The organism is Lentzea sp. NPDC003310, assembly GCF_040610935.1.
Taxonomy (GTDB): domain Bacteria; phylum Actinomycetota; class Actinomycetes; order Mycobacteriales; family Pseudonocardiaceae; genus Lentzea.
The window spans coordinates 205,566-218,651 of record NZ_JBEXNC010000019.1 but is presented as its reverse complement, the minus strand read 5'-3'; the positions used below and the strand labels follow the sequence as shown (position 1 = coordinate 218,651).

Sequence of the window (13,086 nt, the reverse complement as noted above, 5' to 3'; positions counted from 1 at the left end):
TCACTGGGGACGGACGAACGGGAAGAGCACGGTCTGCCGGATCGACGTGCCGGTCAGCATCATCAGCAACCGGTCCACGCCCATGCCGAGGCCACCGGTCGGCGGCATGCCGTGCTCCAGCGCCCGCAGGAAGTCCTCGTCGAGCTCCATCGCCTCGACGTCACCGGACGCGGCCTTCAGCGACTGCGCCTCCAGCCGGCGCCGCTGCTCCAGCGGGTCGGTGAGCTCCGAGTACGCCGTGCCGATCTCCGCGCCGAACGCCACCAGGTCCCACCGCTCGGCCAGGCGCGGGTCGACGCGGTGCTGCCGGGTCAGCGGCGACACCGAGGTCGGGAAGTCGATGTAGAACGTCGGACCCACGGTCGAAGCCTCGACGAACGAGTCGTACGCCTCCTGCACGAGCTGGCCGTGGTCCCAGTCCTCGTTGATCTCCACGCCCCGTGCCGACAGCAGTGAGCGCAGGTCCGCGACCGACGTGTCCGGGGTGATCGAGGTGCCCAACGCCGAGGAGACCGCCGTGTAGACCGGGATCACCGGCCACTCCCCCGACAGGTCGAACACGCCGTCCGGCCTATGCGCAACCTCGGAACCGAAGGCCTCCCTCGCCGCGTGCTGGATCAACTCGCGCACGAGGTCCAACATGACCCTGTAGTCCGCATAGGACTGATAGGCCTCCAGCATCGTGAACTCGGGGTTGTGCGTCGCGTCCGCACCCTCGTTGCGGAAGTTGCGGTTCAGCTCGAACACCCGGTCCACGCCCGCGACGCAGAGGCGCTTGAGGTACAGCTCCGGCGCGATCCGCAGGTACATCCGCATGTCGTAGGCGTTGATGTGCGTGACGAACGGCCGTGCGTTCGCGCCGCCGTGCACGGCCTGAAGCATCGGCGTCTCGACTTCGAGGTACTCCTGCGCGTGCAGGAACTCCCGCACGCTGCGGATGACGTCGCTGCGCAGCTTCAGCAGGTGCGCGGAGTCGGAGTTCACCACCAGGTCGAGGTAGCGCTGGCGGACCCGCGCCTCCGGATCGGTGAAGCCCTTCCGCTTGTCCGGCAACGGGTGCAGGCACTTCGCGGTCATCGTCCACGACGTCGCCAGCACGGAGATCTCGCCGTGGTCGGACTTGACCACGCGCCCGGTCACGCCGACGTGGTCGCCGAGGTCGACGTCCGACTTCCAGGTCGCCAGCGCCTCCCCCAGCTCGTCGACGGCCAGCATCAGCTGGATCTCGCCGCTGAAGTCCCGCAGCCGCGCGAAGCAGAGCCTGCCCATCTCCCGCAACGCCACGACCCGTCCGGTGACCGACACCTCCTCGCCGAACCGCTCGCGGGCGCCCGCGAGGAGATCCGTGCGGGAGAAGCCGACCGGGTACGGGTCGACGCCCGCGGCCACCAGCCGTTCGACCTTCGCGATCCGCACCCGGACCTGCTCCGGCCGCCGCACGGTCTTCGGCTCGACGCGCAGAGAGTCGATCTCGGCGACCTTCGCCGCGAACTCGTCGCTGACGTCCGTCTTCTGCAACGCCCGCTTGCGCAGCGACCGCAGCGACGGCACGAACCCCTCGGCGACACCGGCGGCGATGCTGACCCGCGGCAACGACCGGGAGCGCTGGTAGCAGAGGAAGCGCGGCTCCCACTCCGGCAGGTACTTGGCGTTCGACCGGTACAGCGACTCCAGCTGGAAGAACCGCGAGGCGAGCGACAGCACGCTCCGCCACGCCCGCAGCACCGGGCCGGCGCCGATCTTCTCGCCCTCCTCGAACACCGCCCGGAACATCGCGAAGTTCAACGAGATCCGCTGCACGCCGAGATGTCCGGCGGCAGCCGCGAGCTGGGCGACCATGTACTCGTTGAGGCCGTTCTCCGCCGCACGGTCACGGCGCATCAGGTCCAGAGATACCCCTCGGCGGCCCCACGGCACGAACGACAACAAGCCGCGCAACGCACCTGAGGCGTCGTACGCCTCGACCATCACGCACCGGCCGTCACTCGGATCTCCCAGACGCCCCAACGCCATCGAGAACCCGCGTTCGGTCTCGGCGCCGCGCCACGCCTCCGCGAGGTCCAGGATGGACGCCATCTCGTCCGGTGCGATCTCGCTGTGCCGGCGGACGCGCGTGGTGTACCCGGCCCGTTCGACGCGCGAGACCGCTTGGCGCAACCCTTTGCGCTCCGGTCCCGCGAGGACGAACCGGCGGACGTCGAGGATCGCCTCGTCGCCGATCTCCAGCGCCTTGAGCCCGGCGTCGGCGTAGACCTGCGCCCCGCGTTCGGACGCGCCGAGCACGCCGGGCATCCACCCGTACGTGCGCGCCTCGGCCAGCCACGCGAGCACGGCCTCGGGCCAGTGCTCCTCGTCACCGACCGGGTCGGCCGAGGCGAGCGTGACGCCGCCGATCACCCGGTACGTCAGCGCGGCCTTGCCGGACGCCGCGAAGACCACGCTCTTGTCTCGGCGGGTCGCGAAGTAGCCCAGCGAGTCGGGCTCGCCGTCGGCCGCGAGCAGCCGGCGCACGTCGAGCTCCTGGTCGGGCGTGATCATGCTCTGGCTGCGGACACCGCGGAAGAACAGGTACATCGCCCGGACCGCGACCAGCGCGCCGAGCAGGCCGAGCACGACGCTCAGCCACTGCGGGCCCTCGGGGATGTCGAGCCGGCCCAGCCGGACGACCTCGCCCGTGGCCTGGTTCGCGGCCCACGCGAGCTTGTCGGTCTGCGCGACCAGCTGTCCCGGGAAGAACTCGGTGAGGCCCCAGCCGACGGCGATCAGCGCGATCATGCCCAGCACGAACGACACGAGCGCCCGCAGCCACGCACCCCGTGCGAGCCGTGCGGGGAACGCCTCGCGCACGGCGAAGAGGAGCGCCACGAACAGAACGGACGTCGTGACGCCCACGCCCAGAAACACCCAATGCGGTTCTTCGCCGGGATCCAGGATTTCTTCAGGCGCCAGGGCCAAGATGACCATGATGAAGCCGACCAGCAGCAGGCCCGTGAACTGGAACAGCAGCAGCGTCCACAGCGCTGCTCGCTTGTGCCTGCGCAGGGCGGCGCCGAGCACGAAGAACACCATGGCGATGAACAGGTTGCCGTCGATCGGCAGGCCGAAGAAGTACCCGATGCCGTCGGCGAGGTCGGTGAACCAGCTGTCCTCCGGCAGGATGACTCTGAGCAGCGACAACACCCCGGCGAGCTGCACGATCGTCGCGATCGCGCCCGCGGTCTTCCACTTCCACGCCGGTGCCACTACCACTCCCGAGGTCAGCTGATGACCGCCATGATTCCGTCTTCGGCCGGGCGGGTGCATGTCGCGACCTCCGGGCGTGTCGACGCACCCGTCGTCGTGCTCAGCTCGGGCCTGGGCGGGGCGTGGTTCGACTGGGACCGGACCGTGCGGCTGCTCGCGCCCCACGCTCGGGTGATCGTGTTCGACCGGCCGGGACTCGGTCTGAGCGGCCCGGCCCGGCGCGGTCCGTCGCTCGCCCGCGAGGTGGCGGTGCTCGACGCGGTGCTGCGCGGGGTGCCGCGGGCGGTCCTGGTCGGGCACTCGATGGCGTCCATGCACGTCGAGGCCTATGCGCGGCTGCGCCCGCACCGGGTCGCCGGCGTGGTCCTGCTGGACCCGGACACCGAGACGCCGGGCGCGGGAGCCCCGTTCGACGTCTCGGCGGTGGTGGCGCAGGGCGTGCGGGCGATCGGCAGCCGCTGGCTCGGCGCCCGGATCACCCAGCGGTTCGGGCACTCCTTCCGCAACCTGCTCACGGCCGTCTCGACGCTCGGCGTGACCGACCCGGCCCCGTCCGACCTGGTCGAGCTCGTCTACCGGCGGCCCGGCGTCGGGCGCGCGGTGCTGTGGGAGCTCGCGTCGTACCCCGGTCAGGTGGCGACGCTCGAACGGCTGCGGAAGCGGCGGCCGTTGCCCCGTGTGCCCTGGTTGGTGCTCACGGCCGGACGGAAGGTGTGGCCCGAGCACGCGTCGTTGGCAGCCCTCGTGCCGTGGGGACGCAACGTGCCGGTGCCCGGTAGCCGGCACATGATTCAGATGGACCGGCCCGACGCCGTGGTCATGGCAGTTCGTGAATCGCTCAAGGGCGTGCCCGACGAGTGATTCGGTGCGACGGCCGTGTGACGGTGACCGCATCGGTGTTCCGTTTGTCGCCAACGGTGCCACTCTGGTGTTCGGCAACCGTGCACCAAAGCGCCCGGGGACCCACTCAGGTGGGCCTCGAGGAAAGGACCGGTCGACGATGACCACTGCCGAAGTTTCCGCGCCGTACGGCTCCGGAGCGGGCCAGAAGCCCCCGGCCAAGCGCGTTCGCGTTCACCACCTGCGGGAGATGAAGGAACGCGGCGAGGCGTGGCCCATGCTCACCTCGTACGACACCTTCACCGCCCAGATCTTCGACGAAGCGGGCATCCCCGTCCTGCTGGTCGGCGACTCGGCGTCCAACACCGTCTACGGCAACGACACCTCGCTGCCGGTCACCGTGGACGAGCTCGTACCGCTCGTGCGCGCCGTGTCGCGTTCCGTCAAGCGCTCTCTCGTGGTCGCTGACCTGCCGTTCGGCTCCTACCAGGTGTCGGTCGAGCAGGCCGTGGCGACGGCCGTCCGGTTCATGAAGGAGGGCCAGGCCCACGCGGTGAAGCTGGAGGGCGGCGCCTACTTCGCACCGCACATCCGCGCGATCACGGCCGCGGGCATCCCGGTCATGGCGCACATCGGCTTCACCCCGCAGTCCGAGCACCAGCTCGGCGGCTACCGCGTGCAGGGTCGTCACGACAACCACGACGTCGTGGTCCAGGACGCGCTGGCCGTGCAGGAGGCGGGCGCGTTCGCGGTCGTGCTGGAGATGGTGACCGCCGAGGTCGCGAAGCAGATCACGCACGACCTGGTCATCCCGACCGTGGGCATCGGCGCCGGTCCGGACACCGACGCCCAGGTGCTGGTGTGGCAGGACATGATGGGCCTGAACCGCGGCAAGGCGCCCCGGTTCGTGAAGCGCTACGCGGACATCGGCACCATCATGCTCGGCGCCGCGCAGGAGTTCGCCAACGAGGTGCGCGGGCAGCAGTTCCCCGGTCCCGAGCACACCTTCCACTGAGTCCTGTCGTCTAGCGGGTCCAGACCTCCGGGTCTGGGCCCGCCGGCACGATCCCGGTCGGGTTGATGTCGTGGTGCGTCACGTAGTAGTGGCGCTTGATGTGGTCCCAGTCGACCGTGTCGCCGAACTGCGCGTAGAGCCGTTTCGCGTACTCCCACAGGTTCGGCATCTCACTCAGCTTGTTCCGGTTGCACTTGAAGTGGCCGTGGTAGACCGCGTCGAACCGGACCAGCGTGGTCCAGAGCCTGATGTCGGCCTCGGTGAGCTGGTCGTTCACCAGGTGGGTGTGCGTGGCGAGGTGGGCCTCGATGCGGTCCAGTTCGGCGAAGAGGTTCGTGTACGCCTCCTCGTACGCCTCCTGTGACGTGGCGAAACCGGCCTTGTAGACGCCGTTGTTGACGTTGTGGAAGATCGGCTCGATCCAGGCGTCGATCTCGTCGCGCAGGTGCTGCGGGTAGAGGGTGCTCTCCGGGCGCCACTTCAGGCTGAAGTCCAGGGTGAGCTGCGGGTAGTCGTTGGTGACGACCTGCTTCGTGGTCGTGTCGACCAGCGCCGGAACGGTGACGCGGCCCTCGTAGCCCTCGTCCGCGTTGTCGTAGGCCTGCTTGAGGTAGTCGATGCCGAGGACGGGGTCGGTCTCGGGGAAGCGCCAGCCCTTCTCGTCGCGGATCGGGTCGACCACGGCCAGCGAGATGTCGTCCTCGAGGTTCAGCAGCTTGCGCACGATGATCGCGCGGTGCGCCCAGGGACAGGCGAGGCTGACCACGAGCCGGTAGCGGCCCGGCTCGGGTTCGGGCCGCGCGGTGAAGCGGTTCGGTTGCCGGACGAACGCCCCCGTGGTGGAGGTCTCCTTCGCGAACTGCGCCATGTGGTCGACCATAAGCCCATGTACCCGGAGATCGCGCCCCACGCGTCAGGCCATCTGGACACCGGTGACGGCAACCTCGTGTACTGGGAGGAGTGCGGCAACCCTGCCGGCAAGCCGGTCGTGTTCCTGCACGGCGGTCCCGGCGGCGGCTGCTCCCCCGCGCACCGGCGGTTGTTCGACCCGTCCGCCTACCGGATCGTCCTGTTCGACCAGCGCGGGTGCGGGCGGTCGCTGCCGCACGCGTCCACGACCGGTGACCTGTCCCTGAACACGACCTGGCACCTCGTGGCCGACATGGAGCTGCTGCGGACCTCGCTGGGGATCGAGCGGTGGCAGGTGTTCGGCGGGTCGTGGGGCTCGACGCTGGCCCTGGCGTACGCCGAGACGCACCCGTCGCGCGTGTCGGAACTGGTGCTGCGCGGGATCTTCACGCTGCGTTCGTCCGAAGTGGACTGGTACTACCGCGGCGGCGCGGCGAACCTGTTCCCGGACCTGTGGGAGAAATTCGTGGAGCCGCTGGCCGGGCTCTCGGGCGACCCGGTCGAGCTGTACGCGAAGCTGCTGGCCTCGGACGACCCGTCGGTGCACGGACCGGCCGCCGTCGCGTGGAGCACCTGGGAGGGCGCGACGGTGACGTTGCTGCCGCGGCCGGAACTGGTGGCGGAGTTCGCGGTGCCGGAGTACGCGCTGGCGTTCGCGCGGATCGAGAACCACTACTTCCTGAACCGGGGGTGGTTCGAGGAGGGGCAGCTGATCCGGGACGCCGGACGGTTGAAGGACATCCCGGGCGTGATCGTGCAGGGGCGGTACGACGTCGCGACGCCGGCCGTGTCGGCGTGGGACCTGCACAAGGCGTGGCCCGAGTCGGAGCTGGTGATCGTGCCGGACGCCGGGCACGCGTACGACGAGCCCGGCGTCCTGGCCGCGTTGCTGGCGGCGACGGACCGGTTCCGCGACTAGCGCAGGCCGTTCCACTTGGCGCTCGCCGTCGTGCAGGCGGCGAGCGTCACCTGGGCGGTGAGGCACTTGCCGTTGCCCGCGTTGCGGAGCTGGAACGAGCTCCCCGCCGGCACCCGGCGCCACCGCTGCCCCGAGCTCGACGTGCAGCTCTGGCCGAGCACGTCACCGGACGTGGTCGCGCCGAGGCACTTGTCGGTGGCGATGTTGTGCGGCCAGTCGACACCACCGCTGATCGGCACGATCCAGCGCTGGTCGTCGGCGATCTCGTTGCACGGCTTGAGAACGACGTTGCTGCCGGTGTCGGCCAGGCAGCGGGTGGTGCCCGCGAGCTGGTAGACGACCACCGGCTCGGCGCTCGCCGGGACGGCGGTCAGCGTGACGGTGGCAGCGGTGCCCGCGATGATCGCGGCTAGTTTCCCCATGGGCACGAATCCTGGCAGCGCGCCGGGTTCCGCGAATCAACCCGTGGTTGTCAACCCTGGCCGTAGGCGAGTGCCCTGGCGAGAGAAGGCTTTGCTTCCACGAGCGAAGGCCCGTACCAGGTGAGGTGCCGGCCGTTGACGAGCACGTACGGCAGGCCGGGGAAGCTCTCCGGGCCGTCCTCGTGGGTGAACACGTACGGCTCGTCCGGCAGGATCACCAGGTCCGGGCGCTTCTCGTTCAGCTCGTCGAGACTCGGCCGCGGGTAGCGCTCCTCGTGGGTCGCGTAGACGTTCTCGATGCCCAGGCGCCGCAGCACGTCCGTCGCGAACGTGTCCCGGCCGACCACGACCCACGGCCTGCGCCAGACCGGGACCAGGGCGGTGAGCCGCACCGGTTCCGTTGTGGCCCAGAGGGTTTCGGCCTTGGTGAGCCAGTCCGGTTCGAGGTCCCAGGCGGTGGCGAAGAGGCGTTTGAGGGAGGCGAGGGCCATCGGAACCGTCTTCGGCGCCTCGGTCACCCAGACGTTGACGCCGTTGGCGCGCAACCGGTCCACGTCCTCCGGGCGGTTCTCCTCGGAGTTCGCGATCACCAGGTCCGGGGAGAGGGCGAGCACCTTGTCGATGTCCGGGTACTTCGAGCCGCCCACCCTCGGGACGTCGAGGTCCGCGGGGTGGGTGCAGTAGTCCGTCGCGCCGTGCAGCGCTTCGGGCTTGGAGACCGCGACGGCCTCGGTGATCGACGGCACCAGACTGACCACCCTGCGCGGCTGGTCCAGCGCGACCGGCTCACCGAGGTCGTCGACGGGCAGCATCAGACGCCCGTGATCTTCAGGCCGGCGTGGGTCTTGTAGCGGCGGTTGACCGCGATGAGGTTCGCGGTGAAGGCCTCGACCTGGTGGGCGTTGCGCAGCCGGCCGCCGTACACGCCCCGGAAGCCCGGGACCAGCTCGGCCAGCGCGCGCACGGTGTCGGTGGCCTCGCGGTCGTCGCCCAGCACGAGGACGTCCATGTCCACTTCGGACACGTTCGCCAGGTCGGCCAGCAGGACGGCGGAGACGTGGTGGAACGCGGCGGTCACGCGGGACTCGGGCAGGAGGAGCTCGGCCTGCTGCGCGGCACTGCCCTCGGCGACGGGGAGGGCGAACGGGCCCTGCTTGTCGAAGCCGAGCGGGTTCACGCAGTCGATGACGATCTTGCCGGCGAGCTGGTCGCGCAGGCTCGTCAGGAGGTCGCCGTGGCCGTCCCAGGGGACCGCGATCAGGACGATGTCCGAGTCGGCGGCGGTGTCGGCGTTGTCCGCGCCCCGGACGTCGCCGCCGGCGATCTCGGTGATCTCCTTGGCGGCTTGTTCGGCCCGGTCCGCGCTGCGGGAGCCGATGACCACCTTGACGCCTGCGTTCGCCCAGCGGATGGCGAGGCCCTTGCCCTGGGCTCCGGTGCCGCCCAGGACGCCGACTGTGAGATCGCGAATGTCAGTCACCTGTGCATCTTCACACGCGGGGTGGGGTGGGGGTTGGGTGAGTGACCTTTGTCCGGGTGTGGGGGGTGGTTGGGGTGCGTTGGGCGGGCGGCCTGCGGCCGTGCGGGTCGGGTTGCGTGGGCTGGCGCCTGTTCCAGCGGGGTGGGCGGCTGCCGTGCGACCCGTTGCCTTGCGAGGGTGGTCGCCTTTGGCCGCGCGTCCCGTCGCCTTCCAGCGTGGTCACCTTTGCTCGTACCGAGCCGGTGCCGGACATCGCCGCTTCGCGACGATCGCGATTGGGGCTTGACTTCGGGGCCCTTGCGAGGCCTTCCTCGGCCCAGAAAAGCCGGGTCTGAACAGCCCGGCCGAGGGTCAAGTTTAAGGCCTCGCACCCAAAGTCAAGCCCCAATCGCCGTCGTGGTCGCGTCACCACCGCTTGCACTGAGGCCCATCAGTCACACGCCTCGGCTTCGCCATCGCGCCATGCCCGCTTGACCGAGGTCCAGTGCTTACACGCCTCGGCTTCGCCATCGCGTGAGGCGGTGTCTCTTTGGTTCACGCCTTGTCGAAGCGGACCTTGCGTTTCACCGGGTCTGCCTCTGCCAGGCGGACTCGGATCTTCTCGCCTTCCGGGAGGTTCTTGCCCGTGCACTTCGCCAGCACCGGCGGCTCGGACACGAAGATGTCGCCCTCGGTGTCGCCTGCGCGGAGCACGACGGCGTCGAACTCCGTGCCCACGTGGTCTGCCAGGACCCAGGCTTCGACCTGGTCTGTGGCCGCGCGGTCCACTTTGGCCGCCAGCGAGTCGGACGAGCCCATCAGCGACGGCAGTTGTGGGAGGGCCTCGGACAGCCAGGGCGGGAGTTCCTCGTTCGCCTTGACGGCCAGGCAGACCTCGGTGGCGAAGCGGTCCACGAGGCGGCGTAGTGGGGCCGTGACGTGGGTGTACGGGGCGGCTACGCCTGCGTGCGTCACGAGGTCGGGGGTTGAGCCGGTGAAGGCCGAGTAGCCCGCTCCTCGGAGCAGGCGGGTGGCGTCGGTGAACAGGGCCAGGGCTTCCGGGGTGGTGGGGTCGAGGTCTGCCAGGAAGGCGCCGGGTGAGGTGTTCGGGGGCCACGGGACGTTCAGGGCCGCTGCCGACTTGCGGAGGGAGTTGACCGCGTCGTCGTCCGGGGTGGGGAGGGTGCGGAGGATGCCGACCTTCGCCTCCAGCATGATCTCGGCGGCCGCCATGCCCGTCATGAGGGAGATCTCGGCGTTCCAGGCGTCGACGTCGGTTCGAGGGCGGGTCACCAGTTTCCAGCCCTCGCCGTGCTGCTCGATCTCCTGTTCGGGGAGTTGGAGTTCGATGGCGCCCCTCTTGCGGGCGTAGGCGCGGCGGAGGGGGCCGAACTCGGCCAGGGCTGCCACGGACGGGTGTGGGGTGCCCTGGTCGAACGAGTGCTGGACGCTCTCGTAGTCGAACTGCGCTGTGGAGCGGACCAGGGCCCTGCGGACCTGCACTTCGGTCGGGATGGCGTCGGTGTCGCACGTGAAGGTCCACAGGACCGCCGGGCGCGTCACGTTCGGGAGCAGGGAGGCTGCTCCCTCGGACAGGACCGTGGGGTGCAGGGGGACCTTGCCGTCCGGGAGGTAGAGGGTCTGGCCGCGGTCGCGGACCTCGGTGTCGAGGGCGCCGCCCGGGGTGACGAAGAGGCCCAGGTCGGCGATGGCGTAGTGGACGGTGAAGCCGTCTGCGGTGCGTTCCACGCAGAGGGCCTGGTCCAGGTCTTTCGCGCCCGGTGGGTCGATCGTCACCAGCGGGATCGAGGTGAGGTCGGGGCGGTCTCCCGGGTCCCGGGAGACCGCCTCCTCAGCCTCGGCCAGCACGTCCGGCGGGAACGCCGGCGGCAGGTCGAACTCGGTGCGGATACCGTCGAAGGACAGGTCGGCACGGCCCGTGCGGATCACCAGGGAAGCCACCCGCACAGACTAAGGACCCGCCGTCAGTCCTCGTCGTCGCCGCGCCACTTCTTGTCGGACTCGTCGGCCGCCTTGGTCCGTTCCCTGGCGATCTCCAGGGCGCGGGCCGCGGTGGCCTCGTCCGGGTACGGGCCCATGCGGTCCGGGCCCTTGCAGCCCTTGCCCTGCTCCACCGTCTGGTGGGTCAGGCAGAAGTACCAACCGCTGCTGTCACTCATACGCGTTCGCCTCCCAATGGCGCCGGGAATCCCCGCGGCGGCGTGGACTGGTTGGCGTTGGCGTACTCCGACGGGATCGGGTCCAAACACGAGACCAGCACCGTGCGGTCTTCGGCGTTCTCGATCTTACGTCCGGAGCGGTCCCGGTAGACGAGCGAACCGTCGGAGTCGATCTCCATGATCGCGCCGACCTCCGCGAGCTGTTCCTCGTCGAGGTCGGCCAGCTTCTCGTAGCGTGACGGCACCACGCGGTAGACCGGCCACTTCAGGTGGCCGTACGTGCGGTGGAAGTCCGCCAGCAGGTGCACCAGGTGCTGCTGGAACGGCAACGGCATCGCCTCGGCCAGCGCACGTGGGATCACCACGTAGTCGCCGGAGACTCCCGGAGCACCGGCCGCCATGTAGTCACGCACCGGAGTGCTCGACGCGGGCGGTCCGGAAGGCCTCGGGATGGGGTCGTGGTTGAACATGCAGCGCCTCCCCGCGATCTACACGCCCGGCCGGACGGCCAGCGGCATCAACTCGTAATAATCCCAGTTGATCTTGCTGATCTTCACGACATCACCCGTTTGAGGTGCGTGGATGTACTCGTCACCGCCGAGGTACATGGCCACGTGGTGCACCGTGCGCGGGTTCGACGTGTCGGTCGCCCAGAAGATCAGGTCGCCTGCCTGGGCCTCGCGCACCGGGAGGTGGGCGCCGCCCTTCTCGTACTGGTCGTTCGCCACGCGGGGGATCTGCACCCCGGCCGCGCCGAACGCCTTGACCAGGATGCCGGAGCAGTCCCACGCGTCCGGGCCGTTGCCGCCCCACAGGTACGGCTCGCCCAGCTGTTCCTTGGTGAACTGGATCGCGATGCCCGCCGCGTTCGACGCCAGCAGGAACTCCCCCGCGCCCGAGCCGCAGCCCGCCGGGTCCGTGATCGAGCCCAGCTCGCCGAGCAGGAACGCCGCCATGGCCTCCCAGTTGTGGTACCGGTCCGGGTACGCCGACCGCTCCACCGCCTGCGCCGAGTCACCGGGGCGCTTGTTCTCCCAGTCCGGCACCTTCAGCAGCACGTCGTAGAACTTGTTGATCGCGTACGTCGGGTCGGTCACCTCGGCCGGGGTGCCCCAGCCCATCGACGGCCGCATCTGGAAGATGCCCAGCGAGTCGCGGTCGCCGTAGTTCAACGGGCGCAGGCCCGACTCGGTCATGCCCGCCTGGATCGCGATCTGCCACGCGAGCGGCGGCAGCTTGCGCTCCTGGCCGATGGAGATGATCCGCCCGACGATGTTGCGCTGCTCGTCGTTGAGGCGCGACGCGTCGTGCCGGCCCTTGTCGCCGTTGCCCGCGTCCCACGGGCCGATGGCCGCGTTGCAGCTCATCCGCATGAGGTTCGCGCCCGCGGCGGGGTTCGTGGAGTTGCTGACCACCTGCGACACGCCCGACGTCGCCACCGCGATCACGACGATCATCGCCAGCGCCCCGATCAGCAGCATGACGCGCATGGCTCAGTCCACCTTCGTGTAGCTGTTCACGCGCCACTTGCCGTCCGGCGCCTTGACCAGCGTGATGCGGACCTTGCCGAGGTCCGTGGGGACCTCGAAGTCGATCGACGACGTCGTCGACTTCACCGCCTTCACCTTGTCGGTGAGCTTGTCCGGCACGTTGCGCGGGTCGATCGTCGCCATCTGCGCGAGGAACTCGGGGGTCGTGTACTGCTCGAGCTGCTTGAGCCACTTGTTCACGTCGTTGTCGGGCGGCGGCTTGACCCACGTCTCCGCCCACAGCTCGGCGATCAGCTGCGCGTCGGCGGCGGGCGGGGCCGCCTTCGCCGAGTTGGACGGCGCCGGCACCTTGGTCGGCAGCGACGTGCTGCTGGCCGGCAGCTGGCCCACCTGGGTGCCCTGCGAGGACGTCGAGGGCTGCCCGGCCGCCGTGTTCGGGTCGGCGGCCCTGCGGTCGAGGACCTTGGGGATGATCACGCCGAGCGCGACCACGACCACCACGAAGATGATGATCGAGGCGGCCAGGTGCCGCGGGGAACGCAGCGGCCAGCCCCAGAGCCTGCGGTAGACCGCGGCACGGCCGCGGTTGGTACGGATCGGCACCTACGC

Annotated in this window: 13 protein-coding genes; 3 read left to right on the top strand and 10 right to left on the bottom strand. The window is 69.9% G+C overall.

The window, feature by feature from the left end; translation table 11 throughout:
* A complete protein-coding gene (gene lysX, locus ABZX02_RS34855) occupies positions 1-3,303 on the bottom strand; it encodes a bifunctional lysylphosphatidylglycerol synthetase/lysine--tRNA ligase LysX (protein WP_355304776.1) in 3,303 nt (1,100 codons plus the stop codon).
* Here lysX and ABZX02_RS34850 point away from each other — a divergent pair.
* Both ABZX02_RS34850 and panB read left to right on the top strand, forming a co-directional pair.
* A complete protein-coding gene (locus ABZX02_RS34850) occupies positions 3,265-4,104 on the top strand; it encodes an alpha/beta hydrolase (protein WP_355304774.1) in 840 nt (279 codons plus the stop codon). The two genes, lysX and ABZX02_RS34850, sit on opposite strands and share 39 nt — an antisense overlap.
* 139 nt (positions 4,105-4,243) lie before the next feature.
* Entirely contained in the window at positions 4,244-5,098 is an 855-nt protein-coding gene (panB, locus tag ABZX02_RS34845) for a 3-methyl-2-oxobutanoate hydroxymethyltransferase (RefSeq protein ID WP_355304772.1), read from the top strand.
* Between the two features lie 10 nt (positions 5,099-5,108).
* Here the strand turns inward: panB and ABZX02_RS34840 are convergent, their stop codons facing one another.
* Complete coding sequence (locus ABZX02_RS34840) at positions 5,109-5,966, bottom strand: glutathione S-transferase C-terminal domain-containing protein (RefSeq protein ID WP_355304770.1); 858 nt, start codon at positions 5,964-5,966, stop codon at positions 5,109-5,111.
* Positions 5,967-5,984: 18 nt separating this feature from the next.
* On the opposite strand from ABZX02_RS34840, the gene pip reads away from it, so the two are divergent.
* The gene (gene pip, locus ABZX02_RS34835) at positions 5,985-6,926 is read left to right on the top strand and encodes a prolyl aminopeptidase (protein WP_355304769.1); all 942 of its coding nucleotides are present in this window, start codon (positions 5,985-5,987) and stop codon (positions 6,924-6,926) included.
* Here the strand turns inward: pip and ABZX02_RS34830 are convergent.
* From ABZX02_RS34830 to ABZX02_RS34795, 8 genes are all read right to left on the bottom strand, one after another.
* Positions 6,923-7,348: a ricin-type beta-trefoil lectin domain protein gene (locus ABZX02_RS34830; RefSeq protein ID WP_355304767.1), complete on the bottom strand. Its 426-nt coding sequence runs from the start codon at positions 7,346-7,348 to the stop codon at positions 6,923-6,925. The two genes, pip and ABZX02_RS34830, sit on opposite strands and share 4 nt — an antisense overlap.
* Positions 7,349-7,398: 50 nt before the next feature.
* Positions 7,399-8,160 (bottom strand): helical backbone metal receptor, encoded by a 762-nt coding sequence (locus tag ABZX02_RS34825; protein ID WP_355304765.1) that lies wholly within the window; start codon positions 8,158-8,160, stop codon positions 7,399-7,401.
* Entirely contained in the window at positions 8,160-8,828 is a 669-nt protein-coding gene (npdG, locus tag ABZX02_RS34820; protein ID WP_355304763.1) for an NADPH-dependent F420 reductase, read from the bottom strand. The genes ABZX02_RS34825 and npdG overlap by 1 nt, the downstream gene beginning before the upstream one ends.
* 534 nt (positions 8,829-9,362) lie before the next feature.
* A complete protein-coding gene (locus tag ABZX02_RS34815) occupies positions 9,363-10,769 on the bottom strand; it encodes an RNB domain-containing ribonuclease (protein ID WP_355304761.1) in 1,407 nt (468 codons plus the stop codon).
* A 23-nt stretch (positions 10,770-10,792) separates the two neighbouring features.
* The gene (locus ABZX02_RS34810) at positions 10,793-10,987 is read right to left on the bottom strand and encodes a hypothetical protein (protein ID WP_030481005.1); all 195 of its coding nucleotides are present in this window, start codon (positions 10,985-10,987) and stop codon (positions 10,793-10,795) included.
* A complete protein-coding gene (locus ABZX02_RS34805) occupies positions 10,984-11,457 on the bottom strand; it encodes a hypothetical protein (RefSeq protein WP_355304759.1) in 474 nt (157 codons plus the stop codon). Before ABZX02_RS34805 ends, ABZX02_RS34810 begins: the two co-directional genes overlap by 4 nt.
* A gap of 18 nt (positions 11,458-11,475) precedes the next feature.
* Positions 11,476-12,477, bottom strand: coding sequence for a C40 family peptidase (locus tag ABZX02_RS34800; RefSeq protein WP_355304757.1), 1,002 nt, complete (start codon positions 12,475-12,477; stop codon positions 11,476-11,478).
* Between the two features lie 3 nt (positions 12,478-12,480).
* Positions 12,481-13,080, bottom strand: coding sequence for a hypothetical protein (locus ABZX02_RS34795; protein ID WP_355304755.1), 600 nt, complete (start codon positions 13,078-13,080; stop codon positions 12,481-12,483).
* Between the last annotated feature and the right edge of the window lie 6 nt (positions 13,081-13,086).